Below are 21,018 nucleotides of genomic sequence, written 5' to 3'. Positions count from 1 at the left end.
GCGTCGTCCTGCTGCGGTTGGGATGACGGTCATAGGATGACGGACGGTTCATGACGGGACGGATTTCGACGGGCGGAAAGCTGGCGATTGGCGGCGGCGCCGCTGCCATGCTGCTGGTGCTGGGCCTGTCCATCGGACGCGGGCGCGATCTGAAGCCGGACGCGGCCCACGCGGTTCCCGCCAAACCATCCAGGCCCGTGGAACGGACCAGGGCACAGCCGGTCGCGGTCGATCCCCATGCATTGGCGGTCAAGCGCGTGTTGCCCATCGACGGCCCGTTCCGTCATGGCGACTATGTCTGGGACGAGGGCGGCGCGCCGGCGACCGGCCCCATCATCGTCACCGTCGATCTGAAGGCCCAGACGCTCTCCGTCTTTCGCGCGGGCTATGAGATCGGCACGGCCGTCATCATCTACGGTGCGGACGACAAACCCAGCCCGCTTGGCGCCTTCCCGATCTCGCAGAAGGATGCCGACCATTTTTCCCGCACCTATAATAATGCGCCTATGCCTTACATGCTGCGGCTGACGAGCGACGGCGTCGCCATCCACGGCAGCGACGTTCGTTGGGGCAATGCCACCCATGGCTGCATCGGCGTGCCCCGCGCCTTCGCGAAAAAGCTGTTCGGCGTGACGAAACTGGGCGATCTGGTGGTCATCACCGACGGCAAGATGCTGGACACGCGCCACGCGAAGACCAGCGGCTGAGTTGCGCGAGCGGCTCAAGCAACTGCAATAAAATCACCCGGCCCACGGCTTGATTCCGGTGGGTAACACTATCATTTGCGAGGCTCACCCTTATTGCATCGCAACATGGAGCAGCCGATGGCGCAAAGCAGTCGCGCGATTCACCCCGCCCTTGTCACTTTCGCGCTCGCCATGGGCGCCTTTGCCATCGGCACCACCGAATTTGCGGCGATGAGCCTGCTGCCCTTTTTCGCGAGCGACCTTCATATCAGCGCACCGATGGCCGGTCATGCGATCAGCGCCTATGCGCTGGGCGTGGTAGTCGGCGCGCCGGTGATCGCGGTTTTGGGCGCGCGGTTGCCGCGCAGAACGCTGCTCATCGGGCTGATGGCGTTGTTCGCGATCGGCAACGGCCTGAGCGCCCTGTCGCCCGATTATGCGACCATGCTGCTGTTCCGCTTTCTGAGCGGCTTGCCCCATGGCGCCTATTTCGGCGTCGCGGCGCTGGTGGCGGCGTCGCTGGTGCCCAGCGACCGGCGCGCGCTGGCGGTAGCACGGGTGATGACGGGCCTGACCGTTGCGACGGTGATTGGCGTGCCGGTGGCGAACTGGATGGGGCAGGCGCTGGGGTGGCGCTGGGGTTTCGGCATTGTCACGCTGCTCGCGGTAATCACCATGACTCTGGTCGCGCTCTACGCCCCGCGTGATGCGGGCGATCCGGGGGCAAGCCCGATGCGGGAACTGGGCGCTTTGAAAGAACCGCAGGTTCTGTTGACGCTGCTGACCGGAGCCATCGGTTTCGGCGGGCTGTTTGCCGTCTATACCTATGTCGCCTCGACCATGATTTCCGTGACCCATGTATCGGAACATCTCGTGCCGGTGGTGCTGGCGGTCTTCGGCGTCGGCATGACGATCGGCAATCTGGTCGCGGCCTGGGCGGCGGACCGGGCGCAGAGCCGAACCGCGATCATGGTGCTGCTGTGGAGCGCGGCGTCGCTGGCTCTGTTTCCGTTGATGGCGTCGAATATCTGGAGCCTGTCGCTGGTCATTTTCCTGATCGGCGGCGGCGGCGGCCTGGGCAGCGTCCTTCAGACACGCCTGATGGACGTGGCGGGCGACGCCCAGACGCTGGCCGCGGCCGCGCATCATAGCGCCTTCAACGTTGCCAATGCGATCGGGCCGTGGCTTGGCGGCATGGCCATCGCGGCCGGCTACGGATTGACCTCGACCGGCTGGATCGGCGCGGCGCTGGCCTTGGGCGGATTGGCGGTGTTCCTGCTCACGTTGAGCCTCCAGCGGCGCTCGATCCGCTCGATGACCCTTGCCTGCGAATGAACGGCCTGTGATCAGTCAGGCTTGCAAAGGGGATTGCCGCTGCTGTCGCGGGCCTGGAGAGCGGAGGCGGCGTCATTGGAAATGCGCGGGAAGCTGACGCCTTCCAGCGAACCTCGCCCGCGACAGACATCCGCGCATTTCATGTCGACCACGCCGGGGATCGATATTTGATCGCCATCATATTGGGCGACGACAATGCAATGATCGCTGCGGGAGAAGTGGAGAATCAGCTTGTCGCCAGCGCGGCGGGCCGAACCCCTTCCTGCGCAGCTCTGGTCCTCGCCGAATCTGGCCTCCAGGCCGAAGCGGTAATCGCCATTCTTCGCCGGGATCATGCAGAGCGCATCGCGCCCCGCCTCATGGACGCGCTGGTAGAGGCCGATGGCCGGCACCTGCGCCGCATCGGCGATCACGCCGGTTTCGATGGCGGCCCGCTCCAGGCTGGAACTCACCTGCCCCCCGCTTTCATGCGGTGCGGGCGTGGGCGCTGCTTCGCGTTGACACGCCGCAAGCAGTATCAGCGCGGCGAGGCTAGTCAGCCGCATCGACGGGGGTCAGCCCATCCGCGCCAATATGGCGGAAGAAGCAGGAACGGGCGCCGGTATGGCAAGTGGGTCCAGCCGGCACGGCCTTCACCCACACGGCATCCTGATCGCAGTCGATGCGGATGTCGCGGACTTGCAGCATATGACCCGACGTTTCGCCCTTCTTCCACAGCGATTGACGGCTGCGTGACCAGAAATGCGCGAGGCCGGTGTCCAGCGTGAGCTTCAACGCCTCCGCATTCATATGCGCGACCATCAGGACATCGCCGCTGTCGGCATCGGTCACGACGGCGGTAATCAGGCCGTCTCTGTCATATTTGGGATTGAGGGTCAGGCCCTTGTCGCGCGCTTCGTCCATGGGTGGGCTATAATCGCCTTAAGCCCTGGTGCGAAGCCCCGATTATCGGGAAAGAATAAGGAAAATGGGGCGATCGACGGGATCCGAACCCGCGACCTCCGGTACCACAAACCGGCGCTCTAACCAACTGAGCTACGATCGCCACGGGGGCTGTGCCCCTGAGAGAAGGGCCACATATGCGGCCCTCCTCGCTCCGTCAAGCGGCCTGATGCGGAAAAAGTCATGAGGCCGAAATAAAAAAGAAAAAGGGGACGGAGCGCTGGCCGCGTCCACCCCCTTTTCCTCCATCCTCGCATCAGCGCGCGCTATGAAAGCTTTGCTTTCTGCTGCTGCGCCTGTTCTCTCCGTAAAACTTTCGCCGACCGCGATCCGGCTCAATCGGGCAAAGACACTCCGCCAGGGAGCGTCCAACACACCTTAATTGACCGAATCCTTCAGGCCCTTGCCGGCCTTGAACTTTGGCTGGGCCGAAGCCTTGATCGTCATCGTTTCGCCGGTGCGCGGGTTGCGGCCGGTGGACGCCTTGCGCTGCGAAACGGAAAAAGTGCCGAAACCGACCAGACGCACCTCGTCACCCTTTTTCAGGGCGCCGGTGATGGCGTCGAAAACACCCTCGACGGCCTTGCTGGCGTCGCTCTTGGAAAGGCCGCTGCTTTCAGCGACCGCGCCGATAAGATCCTGCTTGTTCATGCCTTAGGAACCCCCTTCTAGCTGTTTGGATAAGTTTAGGAATCGCGGCGTAGGCGCGGCAATAAGGCCCAGCTTTTTACCCATGTCAAAGAGAAAGCTGTTTAGGTGGCTGCTCAGACCGGATTTTTGCGTAAAACCGGGTTGAGCAGCCCCCCGCTCAGTGGCGAATCGAAGCTTCCCCGTCCCGTCCCTGCGCGGGATTCGGCTGGGCGGCCAGATCGTCTTCCTCGGTCCAGGCGATGGCTTCCGGCTTGGACACCAACGCGCGCGCCAGCACCTCATCCACATGCGACACGGGAATGATTTCCAGACCCTCCCGGATGTTAGCGGGAATTTCGGCGAGGTCCTTTTCATTCTCCGCCGGGATCAGCACCGTCTTGATGCCGCCACGCAGCGCCGCAAGCAGCTTTTCCTTCAGGCCGCCAATGGGCAGGACCCGCCCCCGCAGGGTGACTTCGCCGGTCATCGCCACATCCTTGTGGACCGGAATGCCGGTCAGCGTCGACACGATGGTCGTGACCATACCGATGCCCGCCGAGGGGCCGTCCTTGGGCACCGCGCCCTCGGGAAGGTGGATGTGGATGTCCTTGCGGTTGAAAATGCTGGGCTTGATCCCATAGCCGGGCGAGCGCGCCTTCACATAGGAGAAGGCGGCCTGCACCGACTCGTTCATGACTTCGCCAAGCTTGCCGGTGGTCTTGATCGCACCCTTGCCCGGGACGGTCACAGCTTCGATGGTCAGCAACTCGCCGCCCACCTCGGTCCAGGCGAGACCCGTGACCGCGCCGATCTGATGCTCTTCCTCGCCCACGCCATGGCGGAATTTCCGCACCCCGGCATAGTCGGCGAGGTTATCCGGCGTGATCGTCACCTTGTCATACGCGCCCTCGAGGATCTTGCGCAGCGCCTTGCGGGCAAGGCGCGCCACTTCGCGTTCCAGCGTACGGACGCCGGCTTCGCGGGTGTAGTAGCGGATCAGGTCGCGAACCGCCTCCTCGGTGACTTCGAATTCGCCTTCCTTCAGGCCATGGGCGTCGATCTGCTTGGGCAGCAGATGGCGCTGGGCGATCTCGACCTTCTCGTCCTCGGTATAGCCTTCCAGCCGGATGATCTCCATGCGGTCGAGCAGCGGTTGCGGCAGGTTCAGCGAGTTGGCGGTCGTGACGAACATCACGTCCGAAAGATCGACGTCGATCTCCAGATAATGGTCCTGGAACTTGCTGTTCTGTTCAGGGTCCAGCACCTCGAGCAGCGCCGACGCGGGATCGCCACGGAAATCCTGACCCAGCTTGTCGATCTCATCCAGCAGGAAGAGCGGGTTCATCGTCCCGGCCTTCTTGAGGTTGGTCACGATCTTGCCCGGCAGCGAGCCGATATAGGTCCGGCGGTGGCCCCGGATTTCCGCTTCGTCGCGCACGCCGCCCAGCGACTGGCGCACGAATTCGCGGCCCGTCGCCTTGGCGATCGAGCGACCCAGCGAGGTTTTGCCGACGCCCGGAGGGCCGACGAGGCACAGGATCGGCCCCTTCAGCTTGTTGGTGCGCGCCTGCACGGCGAGATATTCGATGATCCGGTCCTTGACCTTCTCCAGCGCGAAATGATCCTCATCCAGGATCGCCTGCGCTTTCTTGAGGTCGGTCTTGACCTTGCCCTTCTTGCCCCAGGGCAGGCCCAGCAGGACGTCGAGATAGTTGCGAACCACCGTCGCTTCGGCCGACATGGGCTGCATGCCCTTGAGCTTCTTCAGCTCCGCCGTCGCCTTGGCACGCGCTTCCTTGCTCAGCTTGGCCTTGGCGATCTTCTCGGTCAGTTCGGCGAGTTCATCGCCTTCCTCGCCTTCGCCATTGCCCAGTTCGCGCTGGATCGCCTTCAACTGCTCGTTCAGATAATATTCGCGCTGGGTCTTCTCCATCTGCCGCTTCACGCGGCCACGGATCTTCTTCTCGACCTGCAATACGCCAAGCTCGCCCTCCATGAAGGCGAACACCATTTCCAGACGCTTGACCGGATCGGCCTCGACCAGCAGGGACTGCTTGTCGGCGACCTTGACGTTGATGTTGGCGGCGATCGCGTCGGCCAGACGCCCCGCATCCTCAATCTCACGCAACTGCACGGGGGTTTCAGCGGGCAGCTTCTTGTTGAGCTTGGCGTAATTTTCAAACTGCTCGGCCACCGAGCGCATCAGCGCGGCGGCTTCCGGTCCTTCGGCGGCCAGTTCGTCGACCTCGGTCACGTCAGCGAGCATATGGCCATCGGCATTGACGATGCCGTCAAGGCGAGCGCGCTGCTTGCCCTCCACCAGCACGCGGACGGTGCCGTCGGGCAGTTTCAGCAATTGCAGGACCACCGCGATGACGCCCGTATCGTAGAGCGAATCCTGGCCCGGATCATCCTCTGCCGGATCGAGTTGCGAAACGAGGAAGATTTCCTTGTCGCCTTCCATCGCCGATTCGAGCGCAGACACGCTTTTGTCGCGGCCCACGAACAGCGGCACGATCATCTGCGGGAAGACGACGATGTCGCGCAGGGGCAGCAGGGGATATTGTGTAGTCATTCACTCTCCGGGGCGATTACTTCAGCCCAATCATGCGGTTCATCGCCTTTATGGGGAGAGTCACCGCATGGTTCAATCATGCCTTATGGGATCGGAATCATGAATAAGGGCTGATCCTGCCATAAATTCGATCAGAAGGGCAGCTTGAAGCCGGGGGGCAGCGGCAGCCCGGCGGTCATCTTGCCCATCTCGGCGTTGCTGACTTCATCGGCCTTTTTCCGTGCGTCGTTGAACGCGGCGGCGATCAGGTCCTCCAGCATCTGCTTTTCCGACACGGCCATCAGGCTGTCGTCGATCGAGACGCCAGTGATGCGTCCCTTGGCCGAGGCGCGGACCTTGACCAGACCGCCGCCCGCGGCTCCCTCGACCTCGATCTTGTCGAGATTGTCCTGCGCGCGTTGCAGTTCCTCCTGCACGCGGCTCGCCATGCCCAATATTTCGTTCAGATCCTTCATTGCTCTGCGCTCCATTGTTCAAGCTCATCGCTAAGCTCGGCATCGGGGAAGGCGGTGAGCGCCGCCTTGACCACCGGGGTTTCCATGATTTCCGCGCGGGCGTTTTCGCGCTGTTGATTTTCCTGCGCCATCAACGTCGGCGCCACGGGACCTTCGACCTCACGGACCTGCCAGGCGACACCGGTAATATCCTTGAGCGCTCGTGCCGTTTCACGGAAGAAATCGCCCTCCCCATACCAGCGGTCGGTCAGGCGGATTTCCAGCAGTGGCGGCGCATATTGCGACACGCCCGCACAGTCCTTGAGATGCTGCGATATCTGGCCTCTGCCACGGGCATAGAGCAGTTCGATCAGATCCTCGAAGCTGGCGGGCAGTCGGGCGGCGGGAGCGCCGGCGGCGGCAGGCGCCTGGCCTGTCGCCGGGGCGGGCGCACCTTCGCGGAGCAGGCGGGCGATCTCGCCCGGATCGGGCATGGTCGCGGCGTGCATCACGCGGAGCAGCGCCATTTCGCAGCTTTCGATGGGCAATGCCGCGCTGGCGACCTCATCATGCCCCTTGAGAAGAAGTTGCCAGAGACGATGAAGCGGCGCGAAGCCCAGTTGCGAGGCCCAGTCGGCCAGCGCTTCGCGTTCCTCGACAGACTGGCCGGGATTGGCGATGTCGCGGCCAGCCTTCACCAGCGTGACGGCGTGGGTCAATTCGAGCAACCCGCGCATCAGCGACAGCGGCTCGACGCCCAGCGCATATTGGTCGCGCACGGCACCCAGCAGCGCACCGGTGTCGCCTTCCAGCAAAAGCCCAAGCAGGCGGCGGGTCGAGCCGCGATCCGACAGGCCGAGCATGTCGCGAACCTGAGCGGCGGTGACCATCGGCGCGCCCTCACCCATTTCGGCATGGGCAATCGCCTGATCGAGGATCGAGAGTCCGTCACGGGCGGACCCTTCGGCGGCCTGCGCAATCAGGGCCAGCGCATCGGGTTCGGCGGCGACCGATTCGGCCTCCACCACATGGGCGAAATGGGCGGCAAGCAGTTCCGCCGGGATGCGGCGCAGGTCGAAGCGCTGGCAGCGGGACAGCACTGTCACCGGCACCTTGTTCACTTCGGTCGTCGCGAACAGGAATTTCACATGCGCCGGTGGTTCCTCCAGCGTCTTCAGGAGCGCGTTGAACGCGTTCTTCGACAGCATGTGGACTTCGTCGATGATGTAGATCTTGTAGCGGGCCGACACAGCGGCGTAGCGCACCGCCTCAATGATCTCACGTACATCGTCGACGCCGGTGTGGCTGGCGGCGTCCATTTCGACCACGTCGATATGCCGTCCCTCGGCAATGGCCAGACAGGGTTCGCAGACGCCGCAAGGGTCGATGGTCGGACCGCCCTGCCCATCCGGGCCGATGCAGTTGAGGGCCTTGGCGATCAGGCGAGCGGTGGAGGTCTTCCCGACCCCGCGCACGCCCGTCATCAGAAAGGCATGGGCCAGACGGCCCCGGCGGATCGCATTGCCCAGCGTCTGGACCATGGCATCCTGCCCGATCAGCTCGCGAAAGTTGCGCGGTCGGTATTTGCGCGCAAGCACGCGATAGGGCTGAGGGGAATCGGACATCGGTTCAGTCTAGCGGGTTGGTGCGAGGCTGTCGAAGCCGGAAAAGCTGGATGGAGGTGGGAGCCGGAACGACCCGCAGCGAAATCACTGTGGCTGCTTCCGTCAGGACCTGACCAGGTTCGCGACGACTACGTCCGCCCGACTCCCGGCGCGGCATATGGCGAAAGGTGGAAGGGATGGCAAGGGGTTGGCTTATTCCAACCCCGTTTTCTGCGTTTTCCCGACGAAATCCAGGGCTGCGCCAGCGGTTTCCGCGATAGCCGCCTCGGCCGCTTTGGAATCCACCGTGGGCCGGTCGAGATAGATGGCGAGGACATATTCCTCGCCCGAAGGCGCCTTGACCAGCGCCACGTCATTATAGGCGGTGCCGCAACTGCCGGTCTTGCTGCCGGAGGTCCAGCCCTTGGGCAGGCCCGCCTTGATGCGGTTGCCGCCAGTGGTGCTGGCGTTCAGCCAGCCGCGCAGCTTGTCCGCGCTTGCCGGCTTCAGATCGGTAAAAATCAGCCGCGCCATCAGGCCGGCCATGGCGGCAGGACTGGTGGTGTCGCGCTCGTCCCCCTGCGCATTTTCATTGAGCGTAGGTTCGGTACGGTCGAGGCGAGTCACCATATCGCCATGCGCCCGAATATATCGGGTCAATCCCTCGGGACCGCCGACCATGGGCAGCAGCAGATTGGCGGCGCTGTTGTCGCTGGCCTCGACAGCGGCGGCGGCCAGTTCCTCCATCGACATGCGGCCGCGCTTGGCGTTCTTCTTCACCACGGGCGCATAATCTAGAATGTCGGCCTTGGTGAAGCTGACCTGCCCTTCCAGGCCGAATTTTCCGCCTTCCGCGCCGGTCAAGACGGCAGCGGCAAGCGGAGCCTTGAAGGTCGAACACATGGCAAAGCGCTCATCGCGGTTGAAGCCGAGGATCAGTGCGCCCTTGCTGTCGACCAGCGCCACGCCCAGGCGACCGCCGGTCCCGGCCTCGATCTCTTTGGGATTGCGGACCGACTGCATTGCCGACTCGCTCACCATATAGCGGGGCGCGGGGGGCAGGAGCGACGGGCGGGGCGCGGTGTCCTGCGCCGAAACAGGTGTCGCCAGCAGCAGCAATAGGGCAGGCATCAGGCGTTTGGACAATTCACATCCCCTGCATATTGCAGAATTCGCCGGGAATACGGACAGTCAGGCTGTCCAGCGCCTCGTCCAGCACGATCTGGCAGGACAGGCGGCTCGTGCGCGTCGCGGCGGCGGCAAGGTCGAGCATGTCCTCCTCATCCTCGCTCGCTTGCCTGAGCTTGGGGAAATCGGCGGCATCGACGATGACATGGCAGGTGGAGCAGGCCATTTGCCCCTCGCAAGTACCTTCCAGCGGCTGGCCTGCGGCCTGAGCGACGTCCAGCAGGACCGATCCCGCCGGTGCTTCGACTTCCTGCCTATGCTCTCCATCCGCGCTGATGAAGACTACCCTGGTCATGGTGCGACATTCCCCGATTTACGGCGCCGATTTTTCGGCTGCCTCATTCACTATTCCCGCGGCATCCTCCAATTGGGCCAGTGTCGTGTAGCGGCCAAAGCCGATTCGCACCGATCCACGCGCCTCCGCATCTGTCAGGCCGAGTGCGCGCAGCACATGGCTAGGCCGCCCGGACCCACTCGCGCAAGCGCTCCCGAGCGAAAAAGCGACATTACGGCATTCGGACAACAGCCGCGCACCGTCCACTCCCGCCCGACGCAGATTGAGATTGCCATGATAGCGCCGGTCGGCGCTGCCGTTGAGCGTCCATTGCGAAAAGAGCGCGCGGGCTACCGTCCAGAGCGATTCGACATGGGCCCGGTCGGCTTCGGCGCGCTCGCGCATCAGGCGGGCGGCGATGCCGAACCCCGCGCAGAGCGCGGGCGACAGGGTGCCTGAACGCAGGCCGCCCTCCTGCCCCCCGCCATGGATGATGGGAGAAAGGTTCACGCCGTCGCGCAGCCAAAGGGCGCCGATGCCCTTGGGACCGTGGATCTTGTGAGCGCTGATCGCCACTATGTCGCATTGAGGCGGAATCGGGACGCGGCCATAGCCCTGAACGGCGTCGCAAAGGAACAGGGCGCCCGCCTTGTGCGCGAGGTCAGCCAGTTCGGCAACGGGCTGCACGACGCCAATCTCATTGTTCACCAGCATGGCCGCGACCAGCGCGACGCCGGGACGGATGGCCTGCGCGGCCCGGTCGAGGTCCACCAGGCCGTCCCGGCCTACAGGCAGGATGGCGATAGCGCGCCCCGCCCTGCCCTGCGCTTCGACCGTGTCGAGAACGGCGGCATGTTCGGTGGCAAGGGTGACGATACCGCCTGCCGGTGCGCCCTGTATCGCCATGTTGAGCGCTTCGGTGGCGCCGGAGGTGAAAAGGAGGCGGCCGCCTTCGGGAAGCAGCTTCAGAATTTCGGCACGGGCGATTTCGACCTGGGCGGTGACGGCCCGGCCCAGCCGATGCGGGCTGTGCGGATTGGCGAACTGGTCGCGGAGCAGCGGGACCATCGCGTCGAACGCTTCGGGCGCGAGCGGGGTCGTCGCCTGATAGTCGAGATAGATGGTCATCGGGCGCGCTCGGCCATTTTGGTCCATTGGGCGATGAAGCGGTCTATGTCGACTTCGCCGGTCATGGGGCCGAAGCTGACGCGGATGACTTCGCCGGCCTGCACTTCGTCCCAGCCCATGGCATGGAGGACATGACTGGTCTTGAGCGAGCCGGACGAGCAGGCGCTGCCTGCGGAAACCGATATGCCCGCAAGGTCGAACTGGATGAGTTGGGCGCGAGCCGAGAGGCCGGGCATGCGGTAGCTGGCGATGGCGGGCATGCGCGGGGCATTGCGGGCGACGATCTGACCGCCATGATCCTCGATGGCGGCGTCGAGTTTGGCGCGAAGGGCGGCGGCCCGGTGGAGCCAGTCGGTGCGCGCTTCCAACGCCGCGGCCATGGCAAGGACGGCGGGGAGATTTTCCGTGCCCGCCCGATAGCCCTGTTCCTGCCCTCCGCTGGGATGGATCAGGCCGAGATCCTTGATGAGGAGCGCCCCGATGCCAGGGGGGCCGCCGAATTTATGGGCGCTGATGGCCATCATGTCGGCTTGGGGAAGCGGGAGCTTGGCGGCGCTCTGGGCGCAATCGGCAAAGAGGATGACGCCTTCCCGCGCGATGGCGTCAAGCGGCTGGATCACGCCGGTTTCGTTGTTGACATGCTGGATGGCGAGAATGGTTTTCGCGCCGTCCTGCCCGTCCGTGCTGGAATGACGAATGAGAATACCATCGGGATCGACGTCCAGCCGCCCGACATTGGGCGTCACCCGCAACACCGAATCATGCTCCACAGGGGAGGTCAGGACGCGGTCGGCCTTGGCGCGGGTCAGGGCAATCGCGATGGCCTCGCTGGCGCCGGACGTGAAGACGATCTGCCCTTCCCAACCCAGCGCGGCGCCGATCCGGCGACGGGCCTCCTCCAACGCGGCACGGGCCGCCCTTCCGTCGCTATGGGGACTGGAGGGGTTGGACCAGTTCTCCAGCGCCTCGATCATGGCCGCCTTGGCCGCAGGCAGCATGGGCGTGGTCGCGGCGTGATCCAGATAGAGACGATCGGAGGCCAAGGCCGGAAAACACTCATTGATTGCGGAAATGGTAGCGACTTCTATATAGGCGGTCTGTCGCGCAGCGCCAGCCTATGCTGCTGCGCCGTCTCCATTCGCGGCCTCACGCCGCCCAGAACCATAACAGGTGCCATGCCCGACGTAATCTTTCCCGGTCCCGAAGGTCGCCTCGAAGGCCGCTTCAGCCCCCCGCCCCGCCCCCGCGCGCCCGTCGCGATGATCCTGCACCCGCACCCCCAGGGCGGCGGCACGATGAACGACCGGATCACCCAGGCGCTCTACAAGACCTTCGTGAAGCGTGGCTTTGCGGTGCTGCGGTTCAACTTCCGCGGCGTGGGACGCAGCCAGGGCACGTTCGACAATGGCATTGGCGAACTGTCCGATGCGGCAGCCGCCCTTGACTGGGTGCAGAGCTTCCATCCCGAAGCGCAGACCACCTGGATCGCCGGTTTCTCCTTCGGTGCGTGGATCGGCATGCAGCTTCTGATGCGTCGCCCGGAAATTCGCGGCTTCATCTCGGTCGCGCCGCCGGCGAACATGTATGATTTCTCCTTCCTGGCCCCCTGCCCCTCGTCAGGCATCATCGTGCAGGGAACGGCCGATGAGGTCGTGACCGCCAGCGCCGTGCAGAAACTTGTCGACAAGCTGCGCACCCAGAAGGGCATCACCATCCATCATGACGAAATCCGTGGCGCCAACCACTTTTTCGAACATGAACTGGACCAGTTGATGAAGTCGGTCGACAATTATCTCGACATGCGGTTGTCGCCGGATTCGCCGATCCGCTGATCCCGTTCGAGATTTGATACGCCGAGGGGGCTGCCGAAAGGCGGCCCCTTTTTCTTGGCGCGAATCCCGCGTCCGCAACGCAAAAGAAAAGGGGCGGCCCATAGGACCGCCCCTTCCTTGTTCGGACATTCGCCGCTGAAGCTATTTTTGCCGCATTTTGCGAGCCGTCAGCCTATTCAGCCGACTTCAAAATGCTTTAGCGCGAATAGAATTCGACGACCAGATTCGGTTCCATCTTCACCGGATAGGGCACTTCGTCCAGCGAGGGAACGCGGACATAGGTGACCTTGGCGGCGCCATCGGGCGACACATAGTCGGGGATGTCGCGCTCGGGCAGGCTCTGCGCTTCCAGAACCAGCGCCATTTCCTGCGCCTTCTTGCCCAGGGTGATTTCGTCGCCCGGCTTCACCAGACGCGAGGCAATGTTGCACTTCACGCCGTTCACATAGATGTGGCCGTGCGAAACGATCTGGCGGGCCGAGAAGATGGTCGGCGCGAACTTGGCGCGGTAGACGACAGCGTCCAGGCGACGCTCCAGCAGGCCGATCAGGTTCTGACCGGTGTCACCCTTCATACGGGCGGCCTCGATGTAGCTCTTCTTGAACTGCTTCTCGGTGATGTCGCCGTAATAGCCCTTCAGCTTCTGCTTGGCGCGCAGCTGGATGCCATAGTCCGACATCTTGCCCTTGCGGCGCTGACCGTGCTGGCCGGGGCCATATTCACGCTTGTTGACCGGGCTCTTGGGGCGACCCCAGATGTTCTCGCCCATCCGGCGGTCAAGTTTGTACTTTGCGCTGGAACGCTTCGACATGATAATTTCCTAAACAATTGCTTCTAACGTTGTCCCCGGTATCGCCTGCGATCCATATTTCAGGGGCAGGGCCGCCGCTTCACCGGGATGCGGGGCCAATCGCGAAGCGGCGCCTATGACGAAGCGATGACATGATGTCAACCCTCGACAGGGCCTGTTTCCGGGCTTAGGCAGCGGGGCCATGAACCCCGATAGTTACACGACCATGGCCGAAGTCCGCGCAGGGGTGGACGAACTCGACCGTCAGCTGGTCGCGCTGCTCGACCAGCGCTTCGCCCATATGCGCGCCGCCGCCCGCATCAAGCCCGACCGGGGCGCCGTCCGCGATGAAGCGCGCAAGGCGCAGGTGATTGAGAACGCCCGTGCCGCAGCGGATCGCCTTGGCGCTCCAGCCGAGATCATCGCAGACCTTTGGGACCAACTGGTCGAAGCGTCCATCGCCTACGAAATGGTGGAATACGACCGCATCCGAGGCTAACGGGCGCGCGGATTCCCCAAGGCCGAGAGCACTCCACGCAGGGTTCGGACCTCCAGATGGTTCCAGCCCGGCTTGGTCAACAGGTTGCGCAGCGTCCGCTTGGTCGCTGGGGCGCGATCCGGCGGGAAGAAATAACCCGCGCCTTCGAGCAGCGTCTCGAACTGCTCGATCATCCCCTCCAGCTCCGCCTGCGGCGCCGGTTCGCCCAGATCGACCACAGTGGGCTGCTCCAGGGACGCGCGCTTCGACCATTCATAGGCGCACAAAATCACCGCCTGCGCCAGATTGAGCGATCCGAATTCGGGATTGATCGGCACGGTCAGAATCTTGCGCGCCAGCGCCACGTCCTCGGTCTCCAGCCCGGACCGCTCCGGCCCGAACACATAGGCCGACCGCCCGGTGGCGGCATGAATTTCCCGTGCGGCCTCATCCGGGGTCACGACCGGTTTGGTCACGCCCCGTTTGCGCACCGTCGTCGCATAGACATGCGCGCAATCGGCCACCGCATCGGCCAGGCTTTCGAAGACGACGGCTTTGTCCAGCACGATATCCGCGCCAGCCGCAGACGGTCCCGCATCTGGATTGGGCCAGCCATCCCGAGGAGACACCAGCCGCATCTCGGTCAGCCCGAAATTCAGCATCGCCCGCGCCGCCTTGCCGATATTCTCGCCAAGCTGCGGCCGGACCAGAACGATGACGGGAGGAGGGGAGGTCACGGCCTCACTCACTCCCGACTTCCTTCACGGTCGAGGCGAAATCCTCGAAATCGCGGGCGTCGGTGAAGTCCTTATAGACGCTGGCGAAGCGGATATAGGACACGCTGTCGAGGCGTTTCAGTCCCTCCATCACCATCTCGCCAATCGCCCGCGCCGGGACTTCGCCGTCGCCGCTGGTTTCCAACTGCCGCTGGATGCCGGAAATCAGCTTTTCCAGACGGCTGGGGTCGATGGGCCGCTTCCGACAGGCGATCCCGATGGAGCGCGCCAGCTTGTCGCGATCAAAGGCTTCCTTGCGCCCCTCGCTCTTCACCACCCAGATGTCGCGGAGTTGTATCCGCTCGAAAGTGGTGAAGCGCGCGCCACAGGCTTCGCACTGACGCCGACGGCGAATGGCGGCGCCATCCTCCGTCGGGCGGCTGTCCTTTACCTGACTGTCGTCATGAGCGCAGAAGGGGCAACGCAAGGCTTTTCTTACCCTTCGTAGATCGGGAAACGGGCGCAGAGGGCCGAGACGCGCTCACGCACATTGGCTTCCACGGCGGCGTCGCCATGTTCTCCATTGTCGCGCAGGCCTTCCAGAACGTCCGCGATCATGTCGCCAATAGCCTCGAACTCCGCCACGCCGAAGCCGCGCGTCGTACCGGCGGGCGAACCCACGCGAATGCCGCTGGTCTTGGTCGGCGGCAGCGGGTCGCCCGGCACGCCATTCTTGTTGCAGGTGATGAAGCTGCGTTCGAGAGCCTCGTCGGCATCCTTGCCCGAAATGCCGTAGGGGCGCAGGTCGATCAGCGCCAGATGCGTATCCGTGCCGCCCGACACCACGGCCAGGCCGCGCTGCTCCAGCTTGGCCGCCAGCGCCTTGGCGTTGGTGACGATGGCCTTGGCGTAGGTCTTGAATTCCGGACGCAGCGCCTCGCCGAAAGCGACTGCCTTGGCGGCGATGACGTGCATCAGCGGACCTCCCTGAAGGCCGGGGAACACCGCCGAATTGATCTTCTTGGAGATCGCCTCGTCATTGGTCAGAATCATGCCGCCGCGTGGACCGCGCAGCGTCTTGTGCGTGGTGGTGGTCACGACATGGGCATGGCCGAAGGGCGTCGGATGCTCGCCCCCGGCAACCAGACCGGCGAAATGCGCCATGTCGACCATGAACAGCGCCCCGACCTTGTCGGCAATGGCGCGGAAGCGGGCGAAGTCGATGTGGCGCGGATAGGCCGAACCGCCCGCGATGATGAGCGAGGGCTTGTTCTCCACCGCCATCGCCTCGACCACGTCATAGTCGATCAGGTGCGTGTCTTCGCGCACGCCGTACTGCACGGCATTGTACCACTTGCCCGACAGCGCCGGCTTGGCGCCGTGGGTCAAGTGGCCACCGGCGTCCAGCGACAGGCCCATGATCGTGTCGCCCGGCTTGGTCAGCGCCAGCATCACCGCACCGTTCGCCTGCGCGCCCGAATGCGGCTGCACATTGACGAAGCCGCAGTTGAACAGTTGCTTGGCGCGGTCGATGGCGAGCTGCTCGACCTCATCCGACGGCGCGCAGCCCTGATAGTAGCGCTTGCCCGGATAGCCTTCGGCATATTTGTTGGTGAAGACCGAACCCTGCGCCTCCAGCACCGCCTTCGAGACGATGTTTTCCGAAGCGATCAGTTCGATCTGGTTCTGCTCGCGCTTCAATTCCTTGGCGATGCCGCCAAAGACCGCCGGATCGGCATCGGCCAGGCTGCGCGTGAAATAGCCTTCCGAACGGATTTCGGACAGGGTGTCGAGGGTGGCTGTGCTCATGCAAAGTCTCCTTACAGCGCGGGCTGGGACAGTTTTTCGACGCGGCCAGCATGGCGGCCACCGCCGAATTCGGTGGAAAGGAAGGCGGTGACGCAGGCTTTGGCCATGTCCACGCCGATCAGGCGCGCGCCCAGGGCGAGGACATTGGCGTCATTATGTTCGCGGCTCAGCGCGGCCGACAGCGGCTCGGAAACCAGCGCGCAGCGGCAGGCGGGGTTGCGGTTGACGGCGATGGAAATGCCGATCCCCGATCCGCAGAGCGCAATGCCACGCTCGGCCGCGCCGAACGCCACCGCTGTCGCCAGTTTATAACCGAAGTCGGGATAGTCCACGCGATCCGCGGTCGCCGGACCCAGATCGTCGACCTCATGGCCTTCTGCGCGCAGCCAGTCTGCAAGTTCCGCCTTCAGATCGACGGCGGCATGGTCGGAAGCGAGTGCGATTTTCAACTGCCGGTTGTCCAATCACGAGAAAATTGATTCGTTCTGGCGCCTCATAGGAGGTGAACCGCGATATTGCCACACTCCAGCCGCCCGCCTATGGCCTGCTTCATGGCGGGCACGATTTTATCCCTGTTGATGCTGGCGGGCATGGCGCTGACCGGCGGCGGTATCCACGCCATTGTGAAAAGGGGCGACCGCAAGCGCGGCGTGCTGATGATCCTCGCGGGATTGGTCATGTTTGCCAATGTCGCCATCTCGGCTATCCCCGGCCCCGACCTGCCGGTGCTGGAAAACAGCCGCTAGGGCCGCCGCGCAACGGGCATTTTAGCCTGCGACTTTTCCCTCAGGGTTTCGCGGCCGGCAGGCGAAGCGCATCGTGCAGGAAACGGTCGGCGCGATCCAGCATCTGGCTGCGCACCTCGCCATCGACAAGTTGATGGTCCAGCCCCTTATATTCGACCAGTTCGACCGACTTACCCTTGCCCCGCAATCGGGACGCCATGAGGCGGGATTGGGCGACCGACACATTCTGATCGATATCCCCATGGAACATCAGAACCGGCGCGACAAAGGCATCGGCATGGCGCGCGGGCGAACCGGCCTGCGCCACTGTCGAGTCACCGAACAGCGCCTCCAGCGTGGCGGGGCTGTAATCGCCTTTCGCTTCCGTTTGCAGGTCGCCAATGTCCGTCACCGGCGCAATGGCGACGATTGCCTTGTAGAGCTGCGGATCGACGACAGCGGACTGGAGCGCCGCATAGCCCCCATAGGACCAACCGACGATGGCCAGTTGGGATGGCACTGCAATGCCCTGGCTCACCAGCCATTGTCCGGCGTCATCGATGTCGCCGACCGACTGCTGCCAGGATTTGAACCCGCTGCCGCCCAGCCATTCCGCGCCGAACCCCGTCGAACCACGGAAATTCGGCTGGAGCACGGCGTAGCCCTGATGGGCGAAAAACTGGGCGAGCCAGTCGAAACCCCATTCGTCCCGCGCCCAGGGTCCGCCATGAGGCATGACGATGGCCGGCAGTCCCTTGCCGTCGCTGCCTGCCGGGAGCGTCAGATAAGCGGGGATCATCTTGCCGTCCGACGCGGGATAGGCGACGGATTTGACCTCCGACAAAAGAGTGCCGTTCAGCGCCTCCTGAACCGGCGCGATCTCGGCCAATTTCCGGGTCTGCTTGTCAAACAGATAATATCTGCCGGGATCGACATCGCTGGTCGCCAGCAGGACGAGCTTGCTTTCATCTTCGCTGGCATCGACGAACGTGACCAGCGGCGCATTGGGCAGCACCTTGCCCAGCGCCGCCGCGAATTTCTTCAGTTCAGGATCGAACATCACCGACTGCCGCCGGTCCGTGACCCAACTGACGCCCACGACACGCCGGTGCCGCCCGATGCGGATCAGATCGTTGACGTCGACGCCCGGCCGTTCGAACAGCAGTTCCTTCTTCATGCTGCCGTCAAGACTGATCGTGTAGATGCCGTTCCGTCCATCCACCGTATCGCCGCCATAGACGACATCCAGATCGGGATCGACGGCATAGGCCTCGAACCCCGTCGCCACGATCCCCGACACCGATTGTGTCGAGAGCGGTAGCCATTCCCGCTCCCCCTTCTTGCGATAGAAATAATTGTAGCGATGGCCGCCATAGCCCAGGTTCGTCCTTGGGCGCGTAACCATGATGCGGACATTACCGTGTCCGTCGGTGATGTAGCTCACTGCATCGCCACGCGGCGGTTCCACCATCGTACGGGCCAGCGTGCGGATGTTCACCCGGTCCACGCCCAAGCCTTCGCGCTGATTGGAAATCATCCGGCCGGTGGACTTTTCCGCCACATAATAGCGGTCCATCAACACGCTGTCGGCACCATCCTTGCCCAGCCAGTCGATGATGTTCCCGCCGCCCAGAACGAAGCCCAATGCTTCGTCATTTCCGCGCGCGCTCAGGACCTTTAGGTCACTGCCGTCCGAATTGACGGCCAGCATGCGCGTCCATCCCATTTTTTCGCCATAGATGGCGCTGATCATATAGGCGTTGCAGGCCAAACGCGCATTGCCCGGCCAGGCGCAGTTGAACAGCCTGTCCTCCTTACCGTCCGACAGCAGGGCCGGCTTGGGCGCCGCACTTCCGTCGACCGGCGCCACCGACACGACCGAACCGCGTCCGGCCAGCGGCTCCACCAACGCGATCGATTTGCCGTCCGGGGAAATACTGACGTCGATAAGAGCGCGCGCGCCGAATGCCTTCGCCGCCTGGCTTTGCCCATGGGCCGGCATGGCCGACGCGGCCATAATCAAAAAGCCGAAATACTTCAGTTGCATGAAATCCCCCCTTGCGGGATCACGAATATATACGGCAGTAAAACTGTCAACGGCTCACGCTTGCAGCCCCCCGCGCACGATGCCATCATCCGCGCCAATTCCTGTCGAGGTTCCTGAAATGCGCCAGTCCTTCGCCAAGTTCACGCTGCCGCTGGTCGCTCTGTCCTGCGCCCTGTCCGCTGCCGCCGCTTCATCCGACAACGGCCCTTCCATCGACACGATGAAGGAGGTCGTGAAGGAAATTTCGTCCGACGCCTATGAAGGCCGTGCGCCGGGCACCGTGGGCGAGGAAAAGACCCTCGCCTATCTGGTGCAACGGTTCGAGGCGCTGGGCCTGAAGCCCGGCAACAAGGGCAGTTGGTTCCAGGATGTGCCGTTGGTGGAGATCGCGGCAAAGAATGTCTCGCCGCTGCGGTTCACTGGGGGCAAGAGCGCCGTTTCCGCCAATTACGGGCCCGACATGGTGATCGCCACCTATCGCACCGGCCAACCGCATATCGAGGTGAAGGACAGTCCCGTCGTCTTCGTCGGCTATGGCATCAATGCGCCGGAGAAGAAGTGGAACGACTATGCCGGCGTCGATGTGAAGGGCAAAACGGTCATCATTCTGGTGAACGATCCCGATTATCAATCGCCGACGCTCAGCGGCCCGTTCGGTGGCCGGGCGATGACCTATTATGGCCGCTGGACCTACAAGTTCGAGGAGGCCGCGCGGCAGGGCGCGGCGGCGGCGATCATCGTGCATGACACCGTGCCGGCCGCCTATGGCTGGAATGTCGTGCAATCGAGTTGGAGCGGCGCCCAGCATGTCGCGGACAGCACCAACGGCAATGCCGCCCAGTCCGCCGCCATTGGCTGGATACAGAAGGACAAGGCGGCCGCGCTGATGACGAGCGCCGGCCTCAACCTGGACACGCTGATGGCGGCGGCGAAGAAGCGCGGGTTCAAGGCGGTGCCGCTGAAGGGCGTGAAAGCCAGCGTCTCCTTCGACAACGCCATCCGCAAGCATAGCTCGAAAAATGTCGTCGCCCTGCTGCCGGGCAAGACGCGGCCGAATGAATATGTGCTCTATGCGGCACATTGGGATCATCTGGGCCATTGCGAAGCGGCGCCGGACGGCGACGACATCTGCAACGGCGCGATCGACAATGCGACTGGAACGGCGGCGCTGGTGGCGCTGGCCGAAGCCAATGTGCGGGCCGGTCCGACCGATCGCAGCCAGGTGTTCCTGGCCGTGACAGCGGAGGAATCGGGCCTTCTGGGGTCGGCTTATTATGGCAACCATCCCGTCTTCCCTTTGGGACAGACCGTGGGCGGGGTGAATATGGACGCGCTCAGCATGGCCGGGCTTGCGAAAAATGTGGTCGTGATCGGCAAGGGCAAATCACAGCTCGACGCCTATCTCGACCGGGCGCTCGCCGCGCAGAAGCGGGTGGCGAGCACCGAACCGACGCCCGAAAAGGGCTTCTACTATCGCTCAGATCATTTCAGCTTCGCCAAGCATGGCGTGCCGATGCTCTATTTCGAGGGCGGGCAGGATCTGGTGAAGGGCGGCCCGGCGGCAGGCGCCGCGGCGGCCAAGGATTATGAGGAACATCGCTATCACGGCCCCAAGGATGAATATGACCCGAAATGGGACTGGAGCGGGGTGAAAGCAGACCTGAAACTTTATTATGATGTCGGGCGGGCACTGGCCAACACCACCGACTGGCCCAATTGGGCGCCGGGCGACGAATTCCGCACCATCCGCGACCGGAGCCGGGCGGGGAAATAACCCCCCTTCCCTGTCAGCCATCGCCGACAAAAGAAAAAGCCCCGGATCGCT

Annotated in this window: 21 protein-coding genes, 1 tRNA gene, 1 other RNA gene and 1 pseudogene; 6 read left to right on the top strand and 18 right to left on the bottom strand. The window is 63.7% G+C overall.

The window, feature by feature from the left end:
* Nucleotides 1–50 precede the first annotated feature (50 nt).
* The gene (locus F7P65_RS11160) at nucleotides 51–707 is read left to right on the top strand and encodes a L,D-transpeptidase family protein (protein ID WP_150291817.1); all 657 of its coding nucleotides are present in this window, start codon (nucleotides 51–53) and stop codon (nucleotides 705–707) included.
* A 117-nt stretch (nucleotides 708–824) separates the two neighbouring features.
* Nucleotides 825–2,021: an MFS transporter gene (locus F7P65_RS11155; protein WP_150291816.1), complete on the top strand. Its 1,197-nt coding sequence runs from the start codon at nucleotides 825–827 to the stop codon at nucleotides 2,019–2,021.
* Between the two features lie 11 nt (nucleotides 2,022–2,032).
* Here the strand turns inward: F7P65_RS11155 and F7P65_RS11150 are convergent, their stop codons facing one another.
* The 12 genes from F7P65_RS11150 to F7P65_RS11095 all read right to left on the bottom strand — a co-directional run bounded on the left by F7P65_RS11150 (nucleotide 2,033) and on the right by F7P65_RS11095 (nucleotide 11,839).
* Complete coding sequence (locus F7P65_RS11150) at nucleotides 2,033–2,566, bottom strand: hypothetical protein (protein ID WP_150291815.1); 534 nt, start codon at nucleotides 2,564–2,566, stop codon at nucleotides 2,033–2,035.
* Nucleotides 2,553–2,924 carry a phosphoribosyl-AMP cyclohydrolase gene (hisI, locus tag F7P65_RS11145; protein ID WP_150291814.1) on the bottom strand — a complete coding sequence of 124 codons (372 nt, stop codon included), beginning with the start codon at nucleotides 2,922–2,924 and terminating at the stop codon, nucleotides 2,553–2,555. Before hisI ends, F7P65_RS11150 begins: the two co-directional genes overlap by 14 nt.
* 65 nt (nucleotides 2,925–2,989) lie before the next feature.
* Nucleotides 2,990–3,066, bottom strand: a tRNA-His gene (locus F7P65_RS11140).
* Between the two features lie 275 nt (nucleotides 3,067–3,341).
* Nucleotides 3,342–3,614: an HU family DNA-binding protein gene (locus tag F7P65_RS11135; protein WP_013846598.1), complete on the bottom strand. Its 273-nt coding sequence runs from the start codon at nucleotides 3,612–3,614 to the stop codon at nucleotides 3,342–3,344.
* Nucleotides 3,615–3,771: 157 nt separating this feature from the next.
* Nucleotides 3,772–6,168, bottom strand: a complete 2,397-nt coding sequence (lon, locus tag F7P65_RS11130; protein ID WP_150291813.1) for an endopeptidase La — start codon at nucleotides 6,166–6,168, stop codon at nucleotides 3,772–3,774.
* A gap of 131 nt (nucleotides 6,169–6,299) precedes the next feature.
* Nucleotides 6,300–6,623: a YbaB/EbfC family nucleoid-associated protein gene (locus F7P65_RS11125; protein ID WP_150291812.1), complete on the bottom strand. Its 324-nt coding sequence runs from the start codon at nucleotides 6,621–6,623 to the stop codon at nucleotides 6,300–6,302.
* Nucleotides 6,620–8,227: a DNA polymerase III subunit gamma/tau gene (locus F7P65_RS11120; protein ID WP_150291811.1), complete on the bottom strand. Its 1,608-nt coding sequence runs from the start codon at nucleotides 8,225–8,227 to the stop codon at nucleotides 6,620–6,622. The genes F7P65_RS11125 and F7P65_RS11120 overlap by 4 nt, the downstream gene beginning before the upstream one ends.
* 52 nt (nucleotides 8,228–8,279) lie before the next feature.
* Nucleotides 8,280–8,377: signal recognition particle sRNA small type (gene ffs / locus F7P65_RS11115), an RNA gene on the bottom strand.
* Between the two features lie 42 nt (nucleotides 8,378–8,419).
* Complete coding sequence (blaSGM, locus tag F7P65_RS11110; RefSeq protein ID WP_150291846.1) at nucleotides 8,420–9,337, bottom strand: SGM family class A beta-lactamase; 918 nt, start codon at nucleotides 9,335–9,337, stop codon at nucleotides 8,420–8,422.
* A gap of 16 nt (nucleotides 9,338–9,353) precedes the next feature.
* On the bottom strand, nucleotides 9,354–9,689 hold the full coding sequence (locus tag F7P65_RS11105; protein ID WP_150291810.1) for a 2Fe-2S iron-sulfur cluster-binding protein: 336 nt from the start codon (nucleotides 9,687–9,689) through the stop codon (nucleotides 9,354–9,356).
* An 18-nt stretch (nucleotides 9,690–9,707) separates the two neighbouring features.
* Nucleotides 9,708–10,796, bottom strand: a complete 1,089-nt coding sequence (locus tag F7P65_RS11100; RefSeq protein WP_240334266.1) for a cysteine desulfurase family protein — start codon at nucleotides 10,794–10,796, stop codon at nucleotides 9,708–9,710.
* On the bottom strand, nucleotides 10,793–11,839 hold the full coding sequence (locus F7P65_RS11095) for a cysteine desulfurase family protein (protein WP_150291808.1): 1,047 nt from the start codon (nucleotides 11,837–11,839) through the stop codon (nucleotides 10,793–10,795). The genes F7P65_RS11100 and F7P65_RS11095 overlap by 4 nt, the downstream gene beginning before the upstream one ends.
* A 132-nt stretch (nucleotides 11,840–11,971) precedes the next feature.
* Between F7P65_RS11095 and F7P65_RS11090 the strand changes: the two genes are divergently transcribed.
* Nucleotides 11,972–12,628: an alpha/beta hydrolase gene (locus F7P65_RS11090; RefSeq protein WP_021319762.1), complete on the top strand. Its 657-nt coding sequence runs from the start codon at nucleotides 11,972–11,974 to the stop codon at nucleotides 12,626–12,628.
* Nucleotides 12,629–12,824: 196 nt separating this feature from the next.
* Here the strand turns inward: F7P65_RS11090 and rpsD are convergent, their stop codons facing one another.
* Nucleotides 12,825–13,439 carry a 30S ribosomal protein S4 gene (gene rpsD, locus F7P65_RS11085; RefSeq protein WP_046762747.1) on the bottom strand — a complete coding sequence of 205 codons (615 nt, stop codon included), beginning with the start codon at nucleotides 13,437–13,439 and terminating at the stop codon, nucleotides 12,825–12,827.
* A 181-nt stretch (nucleotides 13,440–13,620) separates the two neighbouring features.
* On the opposite strand from rpsD, the gene F7P65_RS11080 reads away from it, so the two are divergent.
* A complete protein-coding gene (locus tag F7P65_RS11080; RefSeq protein WP_150291807.1) occupies nucleotides 13,621–13,917 on the top strand; it encodes a chorismate mutase in 297 nt (98 codons plus the stop codon).
* Here the strand turns inward: F7P65_RS11080 and F7P65_RS11075 are convergent.
* The 4 genes and pseudogenes from F7P65_RS11075 to rpiB form a co-directional block, all read right to left on the bottom strand.
* Nucleotides 13,914–14,630 (bottom strand): annotated as a pseudogene (locus F7P65_RS11075) (RNA methyltransferase); the annotation flags it as partial. The gene F7P65_RS11080 and the pseudogene F7P65_RS11075 overlap by 4 nt on opposite strands.
* Before the next feature lie 7 nt (nucleotides 14,631–14,637).
* On the bottom strand, nucleotides 14,638–15,099 hold the full coding sequence (nrdR, locus tag F7P65_RS11070) for a transcriptional regulator NrdR (protein ID WP_022682631.1): 462 nt from the start codon (nucleotides 15,097–15,099) through the stop codon (nucleotides 14,638–14,640).
* An 8-nt stretch (nucleotides 15,100–15,107) separates the two neighbouring features.
* Nucleotides 15,108–16,421 (bottom strand): serine hydroxymethyltransferase, encoded by a 1,314-nt coding sequence (gene glyA, locus F7P65_RS11065; protein ID WP_150291806.1) that lies wholly within the window; start codon nucleotides 16,419–16,421, stop codon nucleotides 15,108–15,110.
* Nucleotides 16,422–16,432: 11 nt separating this feature from the next.
* Nucleotides 16,433–16,870, bottom strand: a complete 438-nt coding sequence (gene rpiB / locus F7P65_RS11060) for a ribose 5-phosphate isomerase B (protein ID WP_150291805.1) — start codon at nucleotides 16,868–16,870, stop codon at nucleotides 16,433–16,435.
* A gap of 102 nt (nucleotides 16,871–16,972) precedes the next feature.
* Here rpiB and F7P65_RS11055 point away from each other — a divergent pair, with 102 nt between their 5' ends.
* Nucleotides 16,973–17,167: a hypothetical protein gene (locus F7P65_RS11055; protein ID WP_150291804.1), complete on the top strand. Its 195-nt coding sequence runs from the start codon at nucleotides 16,973–16,975 to the stop codon at nucleotides 17,165–17,167.
* Between the two features lie 40 nt (nucleotides 17,168–17,207).
* On the opposite strand, the gene F7P65_RS11050 is transcribed toward F7P65_RS11055, so the two are convergent.
* Nucleotides 17,208–19,193, bottom strand: a complete 1,986-nt coding sequence (locus F7P65_RS11050; protein WP_150291803.1) for an alpha/beta fold hydrolase — start codon at nucleotides 19,191–19,193, stop codon at nucleotides 17,208–17,210.
* 118 nt (nucleotides 19,194–19,311) lie between these two features.
* Between F7P65_RS11050 and F7P65_RS11045 the strand changes: the two genes are divergently transcribed.
* The gene (locus tag F7P65_RS11045) at nucleotides 19,312–20,967 is read left to right on the top strand and encodes a M28 family metallopeptidase (RefSeq protein WP_150291802.1); all 1,656 of its coding nucleotides are present in this window, start codon (nucleotides 19,312–19,314) and stop codon (nucleotides 20,965–20,967) included.
* Nucleotides 20,968–21,018 lie beyond the last annotated feature (51 nt).

The organism is Sphingobium estronivorans, from assembly GCF_008692605.1.
Lineage (GTDB): Bacteria > Pseudomonadota > Alphaproteobacteria > Sphingomonadales > Sphingomonadaceae > Sphingobium > Sphingobium estronivorans.
The sequence above is the reverse complement of the archived record's forward strand: the minus strand, read 5'-3'. Positions and strand labels throughout refer to the sequence as shown.

Excerpts from the sequence above, each read along its gene's own strand:
- glyA (WP_150291806.1), bottom strand. The coding sequence starts at position 16,421 with ATGAGCACAGCCACCCTCGACACCCTGTCCGAAATCCGTTCGGAAGGC.
- F7P65_RS11055 (WP_150291804.1), top strand. The coding sequence starts at position 16,973 with ATGGCGGGCACGATTTTATCCCTGTTGATGCTGGCGGGCATGGCGCTG.
- rpsD (WP_046762747.1), bottom strand. The coding sequence starts at position 13,439 with ATGTCGAAGCGTTCCAGCGCAAAGTACAAACTTGACCGCCGGATGGGC.
- F7P65_RS11155 (WP_150291816.1), top strand. The coding sequence starts at position 825 with ATGGCGCAAAGCAGTCGCGCGATTCACCCCGCCCTTGTCACTTTCGCG.
- F7P65_RS11120 (WP_150291811.1), bottom strand. The coding sequence starts at position 8,227 with ATGTCCGATTCCCCTCAGCCCTATCGCGTGCTTGCGCGCAAATACCGA.
- F7P65_RS11045 (WP_150291802.1), top strand. The coding sequence starts at position 19,312 with ATGCGCCAGTCCTTCGCCAAGTTCACGCTGCCGCTGGTCGCTCTGTCC.
- blaSGM (WP_150291846.1), bottom strand. The coding sequence starts at position 9,337 with ATGCCTGCCCTATTGCTGCTGCTGGCGACACCTGTTTCGGCGCAGGAC.
- F7P65_RS11050 (WP_150291803.1), bottom strand. The coding sequence starts at position 19,193 with ATGCAACTGAAGTATTTCGGCTTTTTGATTATGGCCGCGTCGGCCATG.
- F7P65_RS11125 (WP_150291812.1), bottom strand. The coding sequence starts at position 6,623 with ATGAAGGATCTGAACGAAATATTGGGCATGGCGAGCCGCGTGCAGGAG.
- F7P65_RS11135 (WP_013846598.1), bottom strand. The coding sequence starts at position 3,614 with ATGAACAAGCAGGATCTTATCGGCGCGGTCGCTGAAAGCAGCGGCCTT.
- lon (WP_150291813.1), bottom strand. The coding sequence starts at position 6,168 with ATGACTACACAATATCCCCTGCTGCCCCTGCGCGACATCGTCGTCTTC.
- F7P65_RS11090 (WP_021319762.1), top strand. The coding sequence starts at position 11,972 with ATGCCCGACGTAATCTTTCCCGGTCCCGAAGGTCGCCTCGAAGGCCGC.
- hisI (WP_150291814.1), bottom strand. The coding sequence starts at position 2,924 with ATGGACGAAGCGCGCGACAAGGGCCTGACCCTCAATCCCAAATATGAC.
- F7P65_RS11080 (WP_150291807.1), top strand. The coding sequence starts at position 13,621 with ATGAACCCCGATAGTTACACGACCATGGCCGAAGTCCGCGCAGGGGTG.
- F7P65_RS11160 (WP_150291817.1), top strand. The coding sequence starts at position 51 with ATGACGGGACGGATTTCGACGGGCGGAAAGCTGGCGATTGGCGGCGGC.
- F7P65_RS11100 (WP_240334266.1), bottom strand. The coding sequence starts at position 10,796 with ATGACCATCTATCTCGACTATCAGGCGACGACCCCGCTCGCGCCCGAA.
- F7P65_RS11105 (WP_150291810.1), bottom strand. The coding sequence starts at position 9,689 with ATGACCAGGGTAGTCTTCATCAGCGCGGATGGAGAGCATAGGCAGGAA.
- F7P65_RS11150 (WP_150291815.1), bottom strand. The coding sequence starts at position 2,566 with ATGCGGCTGACTAGCCTCGCCGCGCTGATACTGCTTGCGGCGTGTCAA.